Origin of the sequence: Citrobacter gillenii, from assembly GCF_013337685.1 — a bacterium.
In the GTDB taxonomy this organism is placed as follows: domain Bacteria; phylum Pseudomonadota; class Gammaproteobacteria; order Enterobacterales; family Enterobacteriaceae; genus Citrobacter; species Citrobacter gillenii.
Genome location: NZ_SUQN01000002.1, coordinates 533,036 through 550,733, shown reverse-complemented (window position 1 = coordinate 550,733; position 17,698 = coordinate 533,036). Strand labels below are relative to the sequence as shown.

The following is a 17,698-nucleotide window of genomic DNA, read 5'->3' as shown; positions in this document are numbered from 1 at the left end:
GGTTGTATAGACATTTATTGAGATCCTGCGGATGTTGTCAACCTGAAGGGCGATAATTGTTATTTAATTGTGATATCAGGACGTTCTGCATCCGACATTGCTGCTATAAAAAACAACTTTTTACCTTTTCGCCTTTCCGTTTCGCTCAACTTAGTATAAAAAAGCAGGCTTCAATGGATAAATTTCAAAGCCCGGAGCAACCTGTGAACATTTCATCAGTTTCCCGTCTGGCGCTGGTAATGGCTTTTGGCGTGACGCTGACCGCCTGTAGCGCAACCTCGCCCGATCAAATTCCTTCCGACCAGACCGCGCCAGGCACCTCCTCGCGCCCGATTCTGTCGGCCAATGAAGCCAGCAATTTTGTCGCGGCTCATTATTTTTCTGCACTGACGCCAAACACCGCGCCGTGGTCCCCTTCTGCGATTTCTCTGCCCGCACAGCCTGATTTTGTTGTCGGCCCGGCAGGGACTCAGGGCGTCACCCACACCACCATTCAGGCGGCGGTGGATGCAGCAATCATTAAACGCACCAACAAGCGTCAATATATTGCGATCATGCCGGGTGAATATCAGGGCACGGTTTATATCCCGGCAGCAACGGGCAGCCTGACGCTGTACGGCATGGGCGAAAAACCGCTTGATGTGAAAATTGGCCAGGCAATTGACGGAGAGATGAGCACCGCTGACTGGCGTCGTACGGTCAACCCAGGCGGTAAATATATGCCGGGTAAACCTGCGTGGTATATGTTTGATAATTGCCAGAGCAAGCGCGGTACCAACATTGGCGTACTGTGTTCTGCGGTCGTCTGGTCACAAAACAACGGTCTGCAGTTACAGAACCTGACCATCGAAAACAACCTCGGCGACAGCGTGGATGCAGGTAACCACCCGGCCGTTGCTCTTCGTACCGATGGCGATAAAGTACAGATCAACAACGTCAACATTCTGGGTCGTCAGAACACCTTCTTCGTAACCAACAGCGGTGTACAAAACCGTCTGGAAAACGATCGTCAACCGCGTACGCTGGTGACAAACAGCTACATTGAAGGCGATGTGGATATTGTTTCTGGTCGCGGCGCGGTGGTATTCGAAAACACCGATTTCCGCGTCGTCAATTCTCGCACCCAGCAGGAAGCCTACGTGTTCGCACCTGCCACGCTGTCGAACATTTATTACGGTTTCCTTGCCGTCAACAGCCGCTTTACGGCTGCCGGTGATGGCGTGGCGCAGTTAGGCCGCTCACTGGATGTCGATGCTAATACCAACGGTCAGGTGGTGATCCGCGACAGCGTGATCAACGAAGGCTTTAACATGGCGAAGCCATGGGGTGACAGCGTAATCGGTAAGCATCCGTTTACCGGCAACACCGGTGCGGAAGACGACAAAGGTGAAATCCAGCGTAACCTGAACGACACCAACTTTAACCGCATGTGGGAATACAACAACCGCGGTGTGGGTAGCAAAGTGGTTGCCGAGCCGAAGCAGTAAACGTCATTCTCTTATGTAGGCCCGGTAAGCGCATGCGCCACCGGGCAATGTGCCGGATGGCGACGAAAACCGCCATCCGGCCTACAGTAAGCCTTACATCAAACGCGCTTTATTCGCGTTAATCAAACTTCCTGCCTTGATGATTTCACGCTCTTCCGCCGTCAGACTTTCCATATACAGGCTAATTTCACTAACCGACCCATTCTCATACAGTACGTATGCGGTAATCTCGCGACTGCATGCGTCCAGCGCGCGGCGAATACCGGGAATGTAAATATAATCACCCACCTCGAAAGACGGCTTCCCGGTCATCTGCAGCGGCAGCATCCCCCAGTTGATGACGTTGGAACGGTAACGCTTGGTGGCATATTCCTCGGTGATATTCGCCAGCCCACCAATCACGCGCTGGCAGCTTGCCGCCTGCTCACGCGCGGAACCATCTCCCGGTTTGACGGCATAAATCATGCTGCCAATCCCCGTTTCCAGTGGCACAACATCTTCCTGACCGGCAATCTGACGAATACGGTCGAAGATGGGTGACAATGCGCTGTTTACACCACCAGCCCGTCGCTGTTTTTCCAGCTCAGCAGTAGCTTTACTCCTCCCCACGTAACCGGGATCCCGCCGTGAAAGCGTAAATTCCGCCAACCCTAAAGGATTTGAGCGATAGGACGACGTCTCTCCTGATGGAATCAGCTCGTCGGTCGTGGTCACTTCATCAAGAATTTTCGAGGCGACCTTCAACAAAATATTATCAGTCAGTGCACCCAGCTCCGGCCAGTCTTTAATATTGGGACCATAGATTAACGCCTGCTGCGTGGCACCTTTCACAAAGCCCTGATACACACGACTTTTATAAGGCGCAGGGTCAAATGCATAGGCCGGAATTTCGTCCCAACAGTCCAGGTCGGTTGCCGGGGTCAGGAATCCGCCGTTTACCGCCGTTGCGGCTATGGAACGCGCGTCCATCAGCGCCACGGCTGACATTTGCCCGTTGCCCGGCTTCGAGCCTTCGCGGTTAGGGAAATTACGTGTGGTATGGCGAATGCTCAGCCCGTTATTGACTGGTGTGTCACCCGCACCGAAGCAAGGGCCACAGAACGCAGTTCGGATAATGGCACCCGCGCCCATCAAATCCGCCACCACGCCTTTCTTCGCTAAGTCCATAAACACCGGCTGTGATGAGGGGTAGACCGCCAGCGAGAAGGTGTCGCTACCGCAGGATTGACCGCGTAGCGCACTGGCGGCGGCAATCACGTTTTCGTAGTTGCCGCCCGAGCACCCGGCAATGATCCCCTGCTGTACTTTTAAACGCCCATTCTCAACTTTGTCGAGCAGTGAGAGGCTGGCTTTCCCTTGCGCGATACGCGCAGATTCAATTTCGATCCCGCGAAGAATATCGGTGAGATTCTCATTGAGGGTGTCAATTTCATAGACATTGCTGGGGTGGAAAGGCAGCGCGATCATCGGCTTGATGGCGCTCAGATCAACATAAATACAGCCATCGTAATATGCCATCGGCTGCGGGTTCAGCGGGCGATAGTCTTGCTCACGGCCATGTAGCGCCAGCCAACTGCGGGTTTCGTCATCCGTTTGCCAGACGGAGCTCAGACAGGTGGTTTCTGTCGTCATCACATCAACGCTGTTGCGAAAATCTGTGGAGAGAGACTTAATACCCGGACCGACAAACTCCATCACTTTATTTTTGACGTAGCCGTTTTTAAACACCGCGCCGATAATAGCTAGCGCGACATCCTGCGGCCCCACGCCAGGTGCCGGTTTTCCGGTCAGATAGACCGCAACAACGTCAGGATAATCAACATCCCAGGTATCGTTTAACAGCTGCTTGACCAGCTCGCCGCCACCTTCACCGACTGCCATTGTGCCCAGTGCGCCATAGCGCGTATGGCTGTCTGAGCCGAGGATCATTTTTCCGCCGCCGGCCATCATCTCACGCATATATTGATGGATCACCGCAATATGTGGAGGCACAAAAATGCCCCCATAGCGTTGCGCCGCGGACAGCCCGAACAGATGATCGTCACCGTTAATGGTCCCGCCTACCGCACATAATGCGTTATGGCAGTTGGTCAACACGTAAGGCAACGGGAAACGCTCCATACCTGAAGCTTTCGCTGTCTGAATAATGCCGACAAAGGTAATATCGTGTGACGCTAATGAGTCAAACTTAATTTTAAGCTTGTTCATATCTCCCGACGTATTGTGTGCCGACAGAATCGACCAGGCGATAGTCCCTTTTTTCGCGTGATCTTTTTCGATATGCCCGGAACAATGTTCCTCGGTTAACAGTTCATTGTTTTCGGAGAGAAAGACGCCTTTCTCATATAATTTAATCATCACATACTCCATGGTACAACGCCCGCACAAATACCGTGCACAAAGGCATTGTTAATCAATAAATTTAATAGGCTGAAGATTGACGTGTTATTTACAACATATTCCAGTCAATCAACATGCTCCACCACCATACGCCCAGGGTGATATGCACAATAAAAGTTAAGAATGTCAGCATGCCGCCAACCAGCCACCACGATTTAATGTCGTTATAGCCCACACCGAAAATAACCGGACCCGCCGCGCCGCCATAATGGGTTACCATTCCGCCATATGAGTTAGAGAACAGTAATGCCAGAGCCGTTAACATCAGTGGTGCACCAGAGACATTCGCTAACATGGCAAAGACGGGCATCATCGCCACAATATAAGCGCTACCGGAAGCGAAGAAATAGCGGACAATAATACTCAGGAACAAAATAACGAAGAAGGCTACATTGCTATGATTGTCAAAAGAGAGGTTATTTTTGAACAGTTCAGCTAACCAGTCAAAAAACTTCACTTTCGATAATAAAGAACTCAGGCCAATAATTCCGCCGTACCAAATTAAGGTATTCCAGCCCCCTTTATTTTTTACCACATCATCCCAGGTCACTACGCCCAAGAGGAGCATCGCGCCCATCACTACAATGGCCACCGTTGATTCATCAACGCCGAGGCTTTTACTGAAGATCCACCCTAATAGTGCAAGAACAAAAATGCCCAACAGCATTTTTTCTCGCCCTTTCATCGGCCCCAGTTCCTGGAGCCCGGCTTTGGCGATGGTTTTGTTATCCACTTTGGTAATTTCAGGCGGATACATAAAGTAGATAACTAACGGAGTCAGGAGCAACATCACAATACCAGGTAAACTCGCCGCCAGCGCCCATCCGCCCCAACTTAACTGCAGGTGACAGATATCGTTAATCATTTTCAATGCCAGGATGTTGCCTGCCATGGCGGTAAAAAACATATAGCTGGTGGTTTTGGTGACCATATAGACCGTCATCATCAGGTAGTGGCCAACACGGCGTGGGCTTCTGTCTGGTTCAGACCCCAATGCCACCGCCACACTATTGATGATTGGCAGCACAATCCCTCCCGCTCGCGCGGTGTTAGATGGTGTTGCTGGCGCCAAAACCAGGTCCAGAAAAACAGTGACGTAGCCTAGCCCCAGTGTGGTATTCCCGATTTTGCCGATCAAAATATAGGCAATGCGCTTGCCCAGACCGGTAGTCACAAACGCGGCACTTAGCGTAAATGCAGAGAAAACCAGCCACGTGGTGCCTGACGCATAACCGCTGAGAACGCTGCTGGTTTTTAGTACGCCGTGACCTAAATTACCGACCACGACCATTGATGCCGCGACGGCAATCAACAACACTACCGGCTCAGGAAAAGGTTTGATCACCAACCCGACAATAGCGGCAAGATAAATACCGAAAAGAACCCAGGCCAGTTCCGTTAATCCTGCTGGCGCAGGAATAATGCCAATAATACAGGGGATCGCCAATATAACGATTAGCTTCCATAATGATTTCACATTCATGTGGTATTCCTGATTTATACGTACAGGCAATCTCGCGAAATAAATCCAGTATCCGCGATGCATAACCGTTTTAATTAACGTTATGCGGGAAGGTAAACCTCACCAGAAAATATTTTCCGGGCGGTGCGAATCACCGAGGCACGAATAGCCGTAGCATCATCACTTTCATTACTCAAATAAATATCCAGTGAGCCACCGGGGTGTTCAATGCTGATATTTCCATACCCTACCCCCGGTGCTACCTGCTGAGTTACCGTCCCAGCAATCACGCAACTGCTGGCAATGGCAATAGCGCCAGTGATCGCCAGCGCTTTATGGCAAGCGTGAGGCATAAAATAGCGCACAGTAATTGCACCACTCTGCTGCGGCGCTGAAATAAGGATAGGTTTAGGAATGACCATATTGGAAACATCCCCTAACCCCATAGCCAGCCCTGCCTGACAGCGAATAGATTCCATGCGTGCTAATAATTCTGAGTCAGCATCCAGTTCTTCCGGTGATTCATAACCGGTTTTGCCCAGATATTCAGCGGGAATAATCACCACCGGTGTCGCCATATCCATACAGGTCACCGGAACGGTATCAAAACAATCACGATGGTTTCCCGTTGGGAAAATACGTCCTGTTTTAGACCCCGCGGCATTCAGGAACGTGAGTGCTACAGGCGCTGACGTACCCGGTACGCCGTCTATTTTTACCGGGCCTTCATATTCAACAACACCTTGCGGCGTCTGCACATCGGCTTCAATAAATGTATTGGTGTTTATATTGCGAATCCGTACGCGCGTCGTCGGCGCTGTGGCGGCAATCAGCCCATTTTCGATGGCGAATCCCCCGACGGCGGAAAGCATATTGCCGCAGTTTGGCGTGGTATCGACACGTTGTTCATGCACCAAAACCTGAGCAAATAAATAATCAATATCTGCCTGTGGGTCGGTTGAACGGCTGATAATCGCCACTTTACTGGTTAGCGGATTACCCCCACCAATACCGTCGATTTCCAGCGCATTCCCGGAACCCATAATTTTAATCAATACATCATCACGCTGCGTTTTCTCTTGTGGTAGATGTTCTGCTAATAAAAATGCGCCTCTGGAGGTTCCTCCACGCATCATAACGCAAGGTATTTTTTTCACGCCAATGTCCTCAACTATATTATTCATATTAAAGACAGGATTACATGCGTGAAATACGCTGGCTAATGACTTTGTTGTCGTGATTAGTGACTTTTTTTTATTAATTCAAGATTAACAATGGCAGGTAAACTGGTCGCTCTATCAGGACAGAACGTCCCTTAACCTTGTCTGGAGTCGGAATGAAACATGAATTATCGAGCATGAAAGCATTTGTCACGCTGGCAGAGTCCAATTCTTTTAACAATGCGGCTAAGTTACTTAATATTACGCAACCTGCATTAACACGTAGAATAAAGAAAATGGAAGAGTATTTACACACTCAACTATTTGAGAGAACAACCCGCAAAGTCACATTAACAAAAGCAGGCCAGTTGTTATTACCAGAAGCCCGTGAATTAATTAGAACCCTAGATGAAACAATCTTTAATATAAGCAAAATGAATACACATTATCACGGGATGGTAACGTTATCCTGTATCCCTACCGCCGTTTTCTATTTTTTACCGTTGGCGATCGGCAAATTTAATGAGCTATATCCCAATATTAAGGTGCGAATTATTGAACAAGGTACGAATAATTGTATGGAATCCGTACTTTGCAACGAGGCTGATTTTGGCATAAACATGAACAACATCACAAATTCTTCCATTGAATTCACCCCGCTGGTTAACGAACCCTTTGTTCTGGCATGTCGGCGCGATCATCCGCTCGCCCATAAACAGCTGGTCGAATGGCAAGAACTGGTGAATTGCAAATTAATAGGCGTGCGTTCGTCGAGCGGTAACCGATTGCTGATTGAGCAACACCTGGCAGATAAACCGTGGAAGCTGGATTGGTTTTACGAGGTTCGCCATTTATCCACCTCGCTTGGCCTGGTGGAGGCTGGGCTGGGGGTTTCCGCGTTGCCAGGGTTGGCCATGCCGCACACGTCGCATCCAACGCTGATCGGCATCCCGCTGGTTGAGCCGGTGATTAGGCGCACGTTAGGCGTTATTCGGCGTAAAGATGCGGTGCTCTCTCCTCCCGCTGAACGCTTTTTTTCTCTGCTGTTAAATCTGTGGGCCGAAGAGAAGGACAACTTGTGGCGACCAATTTCCGATCTCCAGGGGAAACAGAGTGCCTGATGGCGGCTAATGCCTTATCAGGCCTACGAAGCGTGTGCTTATCGTAGGCCATTTGGCATAAAGTCTTAGTATGCGTTGATCACGACCCACATCGGGCCTTGTCCGACCGCATAGCGACCTTTCTCGGTCAGCAGTCCCTGCTCACCCGCAATGTCATACACCGCAATGTGGTGCGATTTCTGCCCGGCGGCAATCAGGTATTTTCCACGGCTGTCGATATTAAAACCACGCGGCTGGGTTTCGGTAGGCTGGAAGCCCTCTTTGGTCAGCACGCTGCCGTCTTCTGACACGCTAAACACCGTAATCAGGCTGGCGGTACGGTCACAGGCATACAGATGACGACCATCAGGCGTGATATGAATATCTGCCGCCCAGCGGGTGTCGGAGAAATCAGCTGGCATCATATCCAGCGTTTGTACGCACTCAATTTTGCCGTGCGGATCGTTCAGTTCCCAGACATCAACCGAACTGTTCAGCTCATTGACGCAATAGGCGTACTGATGATTCGGATGGAACGCCATATGACGCGGTCCCGCGCCCTCTACGGTCGTCACCTCCGCCGGATCCTGTGCGATCAGCTTGCCATCATCACTGAGGCCAAATAGACAGATACGATCCTGCTTCAGTGCGGGAACCCACAGCGTGCGGTTATCCGGAGAGATATTGGCCGAGTGGCACCCGTCCATACCTTCTACTACGTCCACCAGCTCAACCGGTAGGCCATCCTCCAGACGCGTCACGCTCACGCTGCCTGCGTTGTACGATCCGACAAACACAAAACGACCTTGATGATCGGTCGAAATATGCGTCGGGCTGCCCGGCAGCGCAGATTCTGCGGCAAAGGTCAGCGCACCGTCATCCGGCGCAATACGGTAGGCCAGCACGCGAAACTCAGGACGCACGCCAACATACAGATAGCGCTTATCCGGGCTGACGACCATCGGCTGCACCTGACCCGGTACATCAACCACCTGCGTCAGCGTCAGTGAACCGTCGTGGTTCAGGCTCCAGACGTGGATCTGCTGACTTTCAGGGCTGGCGGTATAAACGGTTTGCTTCATGAATGCTCCTTTTACTTTTTGGCAAGTGGCTGCAATTGCCTGACACACGCCTAAGGTAGACGCTTTTAACGGTGAATGCTTAATTAAGACTCAGAATTTTGTCCGGTTGCCGACTCGGTGTACCATGCCCAAAGACACAATTCTCAACCTTAATCTGGAATAACTGATGACCACTCGCGTGATTGCCCTGGATTTAGACGGTACGTTGCTGACCCCGAAAAAAACCTTACTGCCCTCTTCTCTCGAAGCGCTCTCGCGCGCCAGAGAAGCCGGCTACCAACTTATCATTGTCACAGGTCGCCATCACGTTGCTATTCATCCTTTTTATCAGGCACTGGCGCTGGATACACCTGCAATTTGCTGTAATGGCACTTACTTGTATGATTATCAGGCAAAAAAGGTTCTGCAATCCGATCCCCTTCCCGTTGATCAGGCACTGCAACTGATCGATCTGCTGGAGGCACATCAGATCCACGGTCTGATGTATGTTGACGATGCCATGCTGTATGAGCGCCCGACCGGGCATGTGGTACGTACCGCAAACTGGGCGCAAACCCTGCCGCCGGAGCAGCGTCCCACCTTTACCCAGGTCCCCTCACTGGCGCAGGCCGCACAGGACGTTAACGCCGTCTGGAAATTTGCCCTGACCGACGAAGATATTCCTAAGCTGCAGCATTTTGGCAAGCACGTTGAGCAACAACTGGGGCTGGAGTGCGAATGGTCATGGCACGATCAGGTCGACGTGGCCCGCAAAGGCAACAGCAAAGGAAAACGCCTGACCCAGTGGATTGAAGCGCAGGGCGGGTCAATGGAGAATGTCATCGCCTTTGGCGACAACTTTAACGATATCAGTATGCTGGAAGCCGCAGGCACCGGCGTGGCGATGGGCAATGCAGACGACGCGGTCAAAGCCCGCGCCAATATCGTGATTGGTGACAACACCACCGACAGCATCGCCAAATTTATTTATTCTCACCTGCTGTAATCAGGCGGTTATCGACACGCTCTTAATTTGCGCGTACAGCCACAGGCCAGGTTTGATGCCCAGTTCATCCCTGGCCCACGGGCTGATCCTCGCCCACAGCGTTTTACCGCCGACCTCAAGCTGCACTTCCACCTGCCCGTTGTCGTCATAGCACTGCGCGACCTTGGCGCGCAACACGTTGCGAATACTGGTCTGCTGCGGCGGTTGTAATACCAGTGATACATCCGAGGCCTGAATACGAATACGCAGCGCGGTTTGCAGCGGCTGCTCCAGTTTATTAACCCACAGATGCTGGTCGCCCAGCGCCAGCGCGGTCATTGAATAATGCGGATGATGTTCCAGCACGCTGACTTTGAGGATGCTGCTTTGCTGTTCTTTCGGTAGCCAGGGGTGCATCACGCTGCTGCCCCAGACATCCTCCAGCGAGCCAAACGCTTTTACCTGGCCGTTCTCCAGCACCATCACTTTATCGGCCAGATGCAAAATCTCATCCAGCGAATGGCTGACATACAGCATCGGGATGTTGATTTCGCGCGCCAGGCGTTGCAGGTAGGGTAGCAGTTCACGCTTACGCGGAATATCCAGTGACGCCAGCGGCTCGTCAAGCAGCAGCAACTCAGGCGCGGTCAGCAGCGCCCGACCAATGGCCACGCGCTGTTTTTCACCGCCGGAAAGGCTACCAGGCAGGCGCTCGAGTAGCGGTTCAATCCCTAACAACGTCACCAGCTTATCAAACTGCCCGGCCATGCTTTTCGCCATGCCGTAGCGCAGGTTACCGCGCACTTTATAATGCGGGAACAGGCGCGCATCCTGAAAAACGTAGCCGACCCGGCGTTTTTCAGGGGTTAAACAGATGCCATTTTCTACATCGTTCAACACCCGACCGTTGAGCACAATGCGCCCGGACTGCGGCTTCGTCAGTCCGCTAATGGCGTTAATCAGCGAGGTTTTGCCCGCCCCGGACACGCCAAAAATCGCGGTAATGCCAGTGGCGGGTAACGTTTCGTTGAGCGTCAGACAGTGCGAGCCTAACGTCTGGGTGAAATTCAGTTCCAGCATGATTATCGCCCCGTCCGTTCGCGGCTGATGCGCGCCAGCCACTCAGAAATCAGTAGCGAAATTAACGCCAGCACAATAGAAATCATGCAAAGTCTCGCCGCCGCGCTTTCACCGCCAGGAGTCTGGATCAGGGTGTACATCGCCGAAGGGATAGTGCGGGTTTCGCCAGGAATATTGGAAACGAAGGTGATCGTCGCGCCGAACTCGCCGAGCGAGCGGGCAAATGCCAGCACCGTGCCGACAATAATGCCCGGTAGCATCAGCGGCAAGGTGATGGTCAGGAATACGCGCCAGCGACCGGCCCCCAGCGTACGGGCGGCCTGTTCCAGCTTGACGTCCACGCCTTCAAGCGCCAGACGGATGGCCCGCACCATCAGCGGGAAAGACATCACCGCCGCCGCCAGCACCGCGCCGCGCCAGCTGAAGGCAAACGTAATACCAAACCAGTCGTACAGCCGCTCGCCGATAAATCCGCGTCGCCCCATGGCCACTAACAGCAGATAACCGACCACCACCGGTGGCAGTACCAGTGGCAAGTGCAGCACGCTGTCGAGCAGAGCTTTACCTGGAAACGTGCAGCGCACCAGCAGCCAGGCAAAGAAGATCCCAAACGGCAGGCTGAACAGCACGGCCAGGGAAGAAACTTTCAGGCTCAGTATAACGGCCTGCCATTCAGGATCGCTGAGTATCATTACTTGGTCGTAAATCCATAACGTTTAAAGATATCAGCAGCCTGCGGTCCTTTCAGGTAATCATAGAACGCGCTGACCGTGGCGTTAGAATGCCCATCAACAATCGCGATAGGGTATTCGACTTTTTTGTGTGAATCTTCCGGGAACGTGGCGACTACTTTGACGCCTTTGCTGGCGACGGCATCGGAACCGTAAACAATCCCCAGCGGCGCTTCGTTACGTTCGACCAGCGCCAGTGCGCCGCGTACGTCTTCAGCTGGGGCCAGTTTCGGCGCCAGAGTATCCCATGCGCCCAGTTTTTGCAGCGCTTCTTTGGCATAAATGCCCGCCGGAACATGTTCCGGGTCACCGACCGCCAGACGCCCACCGTTCAACAGGCTGGTCCAGTTGGTTTTACTGTCGATGGCAAACGCTTTCTGCTCGCTCGCTTTTGGCGCCACGACCACCAGGCTGTTACCGAGCAGCGTTTTACGCGATGCGGTGTCGATAGACTTTTTGTCTACCGCATAATCCATCCATTTCTGGTCGGCGGAAATAAACAGATCGGCGGGCGCACCGGCTTCAATCTGGCGCGCCAGCGTAGAAGACGAGGCAAAAGAGGAGACGACGTCCACGTTCTTCTCTTTTTTATACTGGGCTGCAATGTCCTGCATCGCATTCGTCAGCGACGCCGCGGCGAACACCGTAATTTTGCCTTCATCCGCCAATGCATGCCCGGCAACAGAAAGAGAGAGTGTTGCCCCTGCAAACAAGCGTAACCATGTACGTACCATCTGTAACTCCTTTGAGCTTCGTTATGTACGAAGCAATATAACGATTAATTCAGGATTTTCCCAGTGGTTATTCGTACCCATCAAAGGTTATATAAAGAAATTATCGGCAGGAAAAGCAGGATCTTGAGAAACTACAGGCACCGAAAACGAGCTGGAAGGCGAAAAAGATAAACGCCCGACTGAGCGGGCGTTTGGGGAATCAATGGTTCTGTTTGGACTGATCTTTCTGACCGATACCGGAGAAAATGTTGAACACTTCACCCAGTCCGTAAATCAGCCCCAGAATGATGGCCATCACCACAGGAACCATGATTACGGCGAATACCAGACTTTTCAATAACTCTAACATGATCAACTCCAGATATAGTCCTTAGCTGTATTTTAACCCCATAACGCAGAATTGCACTCCCCTTTTGTGCGGTCGACTTTGCGCGCGCGCGGTTTTCCGTCACAATATCCTTTTTGCCAGGAGCTTGATATGCAGGCCGAAATCCTTCTTACCCTGAAACTTCAGCAAAAGCTGTTTGCCGATCCCCGCCGCATTTCGCTGCTTAAGCACATTGCGCTTTCCGGCTCTATTAGTCAGGGCGCGAAGGATGCGGGCATCAGTTATAAAAGCGCCTGGGATGCCATCAATGAGATGAACCAGCTCAGTGAGCAAACGCTGGTAGAGCGCGCCACCGGCGGCAAAGGCGGCGGCGGCGCGGTATTAACCCGCTATGGCCAGCGCCTAATCCAACTTTACGATTTGCTGGCACAAATTCAGCAGAAAGCGTTTGATGTCCTAAGCGATGACGACGCCCTGCCGCTGAACAGTTTGCTGGCAGCCATCTCCCGTTTTTCACTGCAAACCAGCGCCCGTAACCAGTGGTTTGGCACCATTACCGCACGCGACCACTCTCAGGTTCAGCAGCATGTTGATGTCCTGCTGGCCGATGGCGAAACGCGGCTGAAAGTCGCGTTGACGGCGCAAAGTGGCGAACGTTTAGGGCTGGATGAGGGTAAAGAAGTGCTGGTCCTGCTGAAGGCGCCATGGGTGGGGATCACCCAGGACGACGCTATCGCCCAGGCGGCTGATAACCAACTACAGGGGACCATCAGCCATATTGAGCGCGGCGCCGAACAGTGCGAAGTGTTAATGGCGCTGCCCGATGGCCAGACGCTGTGCGCCACGGTTCCGTCGGAAGACGCCGCGACGCTGCAAGAAGGCGCTAACGTCACCGCGTATTTCAACGCCGACAGAGTGATTATTGCCACGTTGTGTTGAGTCGATTGACATCGGCTCGCAGAACACGTATCCCTGTTGTTCATTGCTGCAAAAAATGGGATATAAAATGTCATCGTTGCAAATTTCGCAAGGCACGTTTCGTCTGAGCGACACAAAAACGCTCCAGTTGAATACGTTGACGTTGAACGCGGGGGATAGCTGGGCGTTTGTCGGTTCTAACGGCAGTGGGAAATCCGCGTTAGCGCGTGCGCTGGCGGGGGAATTGCCGCCGTTAAAAGGCGAGCGCCGCTGTCAGTTCACGCGTATCACCCGACTCTCCTTTGAGCAGTTGCAACAACTGGTCAGCGACGAATGGCTGCGTAATAACACCGATCTCCTCAGCCCCGGCGAAGACGACACCGGACGCACGACGGCAGAAATCATTCTCGATGAAATCAAAAATCCAGCGCGATGCAAAGCGCTGGCGCAGCAGTTTGGCATTACGCATCTGCTCGACAGGCGTTTCAAATACCTCTCTACCGGCGAAACACGTAAAACCCTGCTTTGTCAGGCGCTGATGTCGGAACCGGAATTGCTGATCCTGGATGAACCGTTTGACGGACTGGACGTTGCGTCACGTCATCAGTTAGCGGATTTGCTCGCCACGTTGCATCAGGCAGGTATTACGCTGGTGCTGGTCCTCAACCGCTTTGATGAGATTCCAGAATTCGTGCAGTTTGCTGGCGTCCTCGCGGATTGCACCCTGACTGAAACCGGCGAGAAAGCCGGTTTACTGCAACAGGCATTGATAGCCCAGCTTGCGCATAGCGAACAGCTGGCCGGGATTACATTACCCGAACCAGATGAACCCTCTGTTCGCCGTACGTTGGCCGATCACGAACCGCGTATTGTGCTCAACGATGGCGTGGTCTCGTATAACGATCGCCCTATTCTGCATCACTTGAGCTGGCAGGTGAATCCAGGCGAACACTGGCAAATTGTCGGCCCAAATGGCGCAGGGAAATCCACCCTGCTCAGTTTAATCACCGGCGATCACCCACAGGGTTACAGCAACGCCCTGACGCTGTTTGGTCGTCGTCGCGGCAGCGGTGAAACCATCTGGGATATTAAAAAACACATTGGCTATGTCAGCAGCAGCCTGCACCTCGAGTACCGCGTCAGTACCACGGTACGCAACGTGATCCTCTCCGGTTATTTTGATTCGATCGGTATCTACCAGGCGGTTTCTGACCGGCAGCGTAAGCTGGTACAGCAGTGGTTAGACATTCTGGGCATCGATAAGCGTACTGCCGACGCGCCGTTTCACAGCCTTTCCTGGGGTCAGCAGCGACTGGCGCTGATTGTTCGCGCGCTGGTTAAGCACCCTACTCTGTTAATCCTCGATGAACCCTTGCAGGGGCTGGATCCGCTGAATCGCCAGTTGATCCGCCGTTTTGTTGATGTGCTGATCGGCGAAGGTGATACCCAGTTGCTGTTCGTTTCTCACCACGCCGAGGATGCGCCAGCCTGTATTACGCATCGACTGGAGTTTGTGCCTGACGGCGAGATCTATGGCTATCGACAAACGTCCCTGGAATAATAAACATGTTATTTCAGGCAAGCTGTTCCGTTCACCTCATGTATATAGCTTCTCCGATGCCACACTACCCGTGAACGGGTAAAGGGCGTTCTCCGCCACCCCCTTTACAATCCCGGCTCCCGGCGGGAAAATTGCCACTTCGTGGTCCCCTCCGCTTATTCCTCCAGGCTACCGGGCCGGGCGCGAGGAAGCGTCCATGCAAAACGCGCCCTGAACCCACATCCCTGCGGGTTCTCCCGGCCTTACGGAAACTCGTCGGCAATTTTCAGCCGGACCAGCCCACACCTAACCACCGGTGTTGTTATTTGAACTTACCTGAACAGAGAAATTAATTTGACTGAAAGTCAGAGCGCTGAAGCGACATCCTGCTCCGGGCTAATACATTTTCCATACATGTCTAACTGACGTGCTGTACGCATTGGACGCCCATTTTTTTACCTGCTTTTTCGGATAAATGGCGCAGTCGTGAACAAACCCTATGATTTACAATTAAAAAAAAGACGCTAAACGGTGAAAACACTGAAGTGTAAACGATTCCACTAATTTATTCCATGTCACACTTTTCGCATCTTTGTTATGCTAGGATCATTCCATACCATAGGCTTAACGGAGCGAATTATGAGAGTATTGGTTACAGGTGGTAGCGGTTACATCGGAAGCCACACGTGCGTGCAGTTACTGAAAAACGGTCACGACGTAGTGATCCTTGATAACCTCTGCAACAGTAAGCGCAGCGTACTGCCCGTTATCGAGCGTTTAGGCACGAAGCATCCGACCTTCATTGAAGGGGATATCCGCAACGAAGCGCTGATCACCGAAATTCTCCACGATCACGCCATTGATACGGTCATTCACTTTGCCGGTCTGAAGGCCGTAGGTGAGTCTGTTGCCAAACCGCTGGAATACTACGACAACAACGTCAACGGTACCCTGCGTCTGGTAAACGCGATGCGCGCCGCCAACGTCAAGAACTTCATCTTCAGCTCCTCAGCCACAGTCTATGGCGATCAGCCGCAAATTCCTTACGTTGAAAGCTTCCCAACCGGAACCCCGCAAAGCCCGTACGGCAAAAGCAAACTGATGGTCGAGCAGATCCTGACCGATCTGCAAAAAGCCCAGCCAGAGTGGAGCATCGCGCTGCTGCGCTACTTCAACCCGGTTGGCGCACATCCGTCAGGCGATATGGGCGAAGATCCGCAGGGCATTCCCAACAACCTGATGCCTTACATTGCTCAAGTTGCCGTTGGCCGCCGCGAGTCGCTTGCGGTATTTGGCAACGACTACCCTACCGAAGATGGTACCGGCGTTCGCGATTACATCCACGTGATGGATCTCGCCGACGGGCACGTTGTCGCTATGGAAAAACTGGCGGGTAAACAAGGTGTGCATATTTATAACCTCGGCGCGGGCGTCGGCAGCAGCGTACTGGACGTGGTCAACGCCTTCAGTAAAGCCTGTGGTAAACCGATTAACTACCATTTTGCACCGCGTCGTGACGGCGATCTTCCCGCCTACTGGGCAGATGCCAGCAAAGCCGATCGCGAATTAAACTGGCGCGTAACCCGCACGCTGGACGAAATGGCACAAGACACCTGGCACTGGCAGTCACGCCATCCGCAAGGATATTCGGATTAAGGACACGTCATGACGCAATTCAATCCTGTCGATCATCCACACCGCCGCTTTAACCCGCTTACCGGGCAGTGGATCCTCGTCTCACCACATCGCGCCAAACGCCCCTGGCAAGGGGCGCAGGAGACACCGTCTAAGCAGGTTCTCCCTGCACATGACCCGGACTGCTTCCTGTGTGCAGGTAACACGCGCGTAACCGGTGATAAAAACCCGGATTACACCGGCACCTACGTCTTTACCAATGATTTTGCCGCGCTGATGTCCGACACCCCGGACGCACCGGACAGTCACGATCCGTTGATGCGCTGTCAGAGTGCACGTGGAACCAGCCGTGTCATTTGCTTCTCACCCGATCACAGCAAAACGCTGCCGGAACTCAGCGTGCCTGCGCTGACGGAGATTGTGAAAACGTGGCAGACACAAACGGCCGATCTGGGGAAAACCTATCCCTGGGTACAAGTGTTTGAAAATAAAGGCGCAGCGATGGGGTGTTCGAACCCACATCCGCACGGTCAGATTTGGGCCAATAGCTTCCTGCCCAATGAAGCAGAGCGTGAAGACCGCCTGCAAAAAGACTATTTCGCTGAGCAAGGCAAACCGATGCTGGTCGATTACGTCCAGCGTGAACAGGCAGACGGCAGCCGCACGGTGGTGGAAACCGAGCACTGGCTGGCGGTCGTGCCTTACTGGGCGGCATGGCCGTTTGAAACGCTGCTACTGCCTAAAGCACATGTGCTGCGTATTACCGATTTGACCGACGCGCAGCGTGCCGACCTGGCGCTGGCGCTGAAGAAACTGACCAGCCGTTACGACAATCTGTTCCAGTGTTCTTTCCCTTATTCCATGGGCTGGCACGGCGCACCGTTTAATGGCGAAGAGAATCAACACTGGCAGCTGCACGCGCATTTTTATCCGCCCCTGCTGCGTTCCGCGACCGTGCGTAAATTTATGGTCGGTTATGAAATGCTGGCGGAAACCCAGCGCGACCTGACGGCAGAACAAGCCGCCGAGCGTTTGCGTGCGGTCAGTGACATCCATTTTCGCGAATCCGGAGTTTAA

15 protein-coding genes are annotated in these 17,698 nt (G+C 52.8%); 7 read left to right on the top strand and 8 right to left on the bottom strand.

Features of this window, described 5'->3' with window-relative positions:
* Nucleotides 1-203: 203 nt before the first annotated feature.
* Complete coding sequence (locus tag FCH32_RS06370) at nucleotides 204-1,487, top strand: putative acyl-CoA thioester hydrolase (RefSeq protein WP_115259975.1); 1,284 nt, start codon at nucleotides 204-206, stop codon at nucleotides 1,485-1,487.
* A gap of 93 nt (nucleotides 1,488-1,580) precedes the next feature.
* Here FCH32_RS06370 and FCH32_RS06365 read toward each other — a convergent pair whose 3' ends face one another.
* The 3 genes from FCH32_RS06365 to FCH32_RS06355 all read right to left on the bottom strand — a co-directional run bounded on the left by FCH32_RS06365 (nucleotide 1,581) and on the right by FCH32_RS06355 (nucleotide 6,506).
* The gene (locus tag FCH32_RS06365) at nucleotides 1,581-3,845 is read right to left on the bottom strand and encodes a hydratase (protein WP_174360658.1); all 2,265 of its coding nucleotides are present in this window, start codon (nucleotides 3,843-3,845) and stop codon (nucleotides 1,581-1,583) included.
* A 91-nt stretch (nucleotides 3,846-3,936) separates the two neighbouring features.
* On the bottom strand, nucleotides 3,937-5,370 hold the full coding sequence (locus tag FCH32_RS06360; RefSeq protein WP_117341659.1) for an anion permease: 1,434 nt from the start codon (nucleotides 5,368-5,370) through the stop codon (nucleotides 3,937-3,939).
* An 80-nt stretch (nucleotides 5,371-5,450) separates the two neighbouring features.
* Nucleotides 5,451-6,506: a 4-oxalomesaconate tautomerase gene (locus FCH32_RS06355; RefSeq protein ID WP_174360657.1), complete on the bottom strand. Its 1,056-nt coding sequence runs from the start codon at nucleotides 6,504-6,506 to the stop codon at nucleotides 5,451-5,453.
* Between the two features lie 179 nt (nucleotides 6,507-6,685).
* Here FCH32_RS06355 and FCH32_RS06350 point away from each other — a divergent pair, with 179 nt between their 5' ends.
* Complete coding sequence (locus tag FCH32_RS06350) at nucleotides 6,686-7,630, top strand: LysR family transcriptional regulator (protein ID WP_115259017.1); 945 nt, start codon at nucleotides 6,686-6,688, stop codon at nucleotides 7,628-7,630.
* A 65-nt stretch (nucleotides 7,631-7,695) separates the two neighbouring features.
* Here FCH32_RS06350 and pgl read toward each other — a convergent pair whose 3' ends face one another.
* Nucleotides 7,696-8,691, bottom strand: coding sequence for a 6-phosphogluconolactonase (gene pgl / locus FCH32_RS06345; RefSeq protein ID WP_115259018.1), 996 nt, complete (start codon nucleotides 8,689-8,691; stop codon nucleotides 7,696-7,698).
* Nucleotides 8,692-8,857: 166 nt separating this feature from the next.
* On the opposite strand from pgl, the gene FCH32_RS06340 reads away from it, so the two are divergent.
* Nucleotides 8,858-9,676, top strand: a complete 819-nt coding sequence (locus FCH32_RS06340; protein ID WP_117341657.1) for a pyridoxal phosphatase — start codon at nucleotides 8,858-8,860, stop codon at nucleotides 9,674-9,676.
* On the opposite strand, the gene modC is transcribed toward FCH32_RS06340, so the two are convergent.
* The 4 genes from modC to FCH32_RS06320 form a co-directional block, all read right to left on the bottom strand.
* A complete protein-coding gene (gene modC / locus FCH32_RS06335) occupies nucleotides 9,677-10,735 on the bottom strand; it encodes a molybdenum ABC transporter ATP-binding protein ModC (protein ID WP_115259020.1) in 1,059 nt (352 codons plus the stop codon).
* A 2-nt stretch (nucleotides 10,736-10,737) separates the two neighbouring features.
* Nucleotides 10,738-11,427 (bottom strand): molybdate ABC transporter permease subunit, encoded by a 690-nt coding sequence (gene modB, locus FCH32_RS06330; RefSeq protein ID WP_117341655.1) that lies wholly within the window; start codon nucleotides 11,425-11,427, stop codon nucleotides 10,738-10,740.
* Complete coding sequence (gene modA, locus FCH32_RS06325; RefSeq protein WP_174360656.1) at nucleotides 11,427-12,200, bottom strand: molybdate ABC transporter substrate-binding protein; 774 nt, start codon at nucleotides 12,198-12,200, stop codon at nucleotides 11,427-11,429. The genes modB and modA overlap by 1 nt, the downstream gene beginning before the upstream one ends.
* 199 nt (nucleotides 12,201-12,399) lie before the next feature.
* The gene (locus FCH32_RS06320) at nucleotides 12,400-12,549 is read right to left on the bottom strand and encodes an AcrZ family multidrug efflux pump-associated protein (RefSeq protein WP_085047482.1); all 150 of its coding nucleotides are present in this window, start codon (nucleotides 12,547-12,549) and stop codon (nucleotides 12,400-12,402) included.
* Nucleotides 12,550-12,678: 129 nt separating this feature from the next.
* Here FCH32_RS06320 and modE point away from each other — a divergent pair, with 129 nt between their 5' ends.
* The 4 genes from modE to galT all read left to right on the top strand — a co-directional run bounded on the left by modE (nucleotide 12,679) and on the right by galT (nucleotide 17,698).
* A complete protein-coding gene (gene modE, locus FCH32_RS06315; protein ID WP_096757798.1) occupies nucleotides 12,679-13,467 on the top strand; it encodes a molybdenum-dependent transcriptional regulator in 789 nt (262 codons plus the stop codon).
* A gap of 67 nt (nucleotides 13,468-13,534) precedes the next feature.
* Nucleotides 13,535-15,007 (top strand): molybdate ABC transporter ATP-binding protein ModF, encoded by a 1,473-nt coding sequence (gene modF / locus FCH32_RS06310; RefSeq protein WP_174360655.1) that lies wholly within the window; start codon nucleotides 13,535-13,537, stop codon nucleotides 15,005-15,007.
* A gap of 618 nt (nucleotides 15,008-15,625) precedes the next feature.
* Entirely contained in the window at nucleotides 15,626-16,642 is a 1,017-nt protein-coding gene (galE, locus tag FCH32_RS06305) for a UDP-glucose 4-epimerase GalE (RefSeq protein ID WP_096757802.1), read from the top strand.
* A gap of 9 nt (nucleotides 16,643-16,651) precedes the next feature.
* Nucleotides 16,652-17,698 carry a galactose-1-phosphate uridylyltransferase gene (galT, locus tag FCH32_RS06300; RefSeq protein WP_135912373.1) on the top strand — a complete coding sequence of 349 codons (1,047 nt, stop codon included), beginning with the start codon at nucleotides 16,652-16,654 and terminating at the stop codon, nucleotides 17,696-17,698.

Bases quoted from the DNA above. Each gene is read 5' to 3' on its own strand.
- FCH32_RS06365 (WP_174360658.1), bottom strand. From the start codon at position 3,845: ATGATTAAATTATATGAGAAAGGCGTCTTTCTCTCCGAAAACAATGAA.
- FCH32_RS06360 (WP_117341659.1), bottom strand. From the start codon at position 5,370: ATGAATGTGAAATCATTATGGAAGCTAATCGTTATATTGGCGATCCCC.
- FCH32_RS06350 (WP_115259017.1), top strand. From the start codon at position 6,686: ATGAAACATGAATTATCGAGCATGAAAGCATTTGTCACGCTGGCAGAG.
- pgl (WP_115259018.1), bottom strand. From the start codon at position 8,691: ATGAAGCAAACCGTTTATACCGCCAGCCCTGAAAGTCAGCAGATCCAC.
- FCH32_RS06340 (WP_117341657.1), top strand. From the start codon at position 8,858: ATGACCACTCGCGTGATTGCCCTGGATTTAGACGGTACGTTGCTGACC.
- modC (WP_115259020.1), bottom strand. From the start codon at position 10,735: ATGCTGGAACTGAATTTCACCCAGACGTTAGGCTCGCACTGTCTGACG.
- modB (WP_117341655.1), bottom strand. From the start codon at position 11,427: ATGATACTCAGCGATCCTGAATGGCAGGCCGTTATACTGAGCCTGAAA.
- modA (WP_174360656.1), bottom strand. From the start codon at position 12,200: ATGGTACGTACATGGTTACGCTTGTTTGCAGGGGCAACACTCTCTCTT.
- FCH32_RS06320 (WP_085047482.1), bottom strand. From the start codon at position 12,549: ATGTTAGAGTTATTGAAAAGTCTGGTATTCGCCGTAATCATGGTTCCT.
- modE (WP_096757798.1), top strand. From the start codon at position 12,679: ATGCAGGCCGAAATCCTTCTTACCCTGAAACTTCAGCAAAAGCTGTTT.
- modF (WP_174360655.1), top strand. From the start codon at position 13,535: ATGTCATCGTTGCAAATTTCGCAAGGCACGTTTCGTCTGAGCGACACA.
- galE (WP_096757802.1), top strand. From the start codon at position 15,626: ATGAGAGTATTGGTTACAGGTGGTAGCGGTTACATCGGAAGCCACACG.
- galT (WP_135912373.1), top strand. From the start codon at position 16,652: ATGACGCAATTCAATCCTGTCGATCATCCACACCGCCGCTTTAACCCG.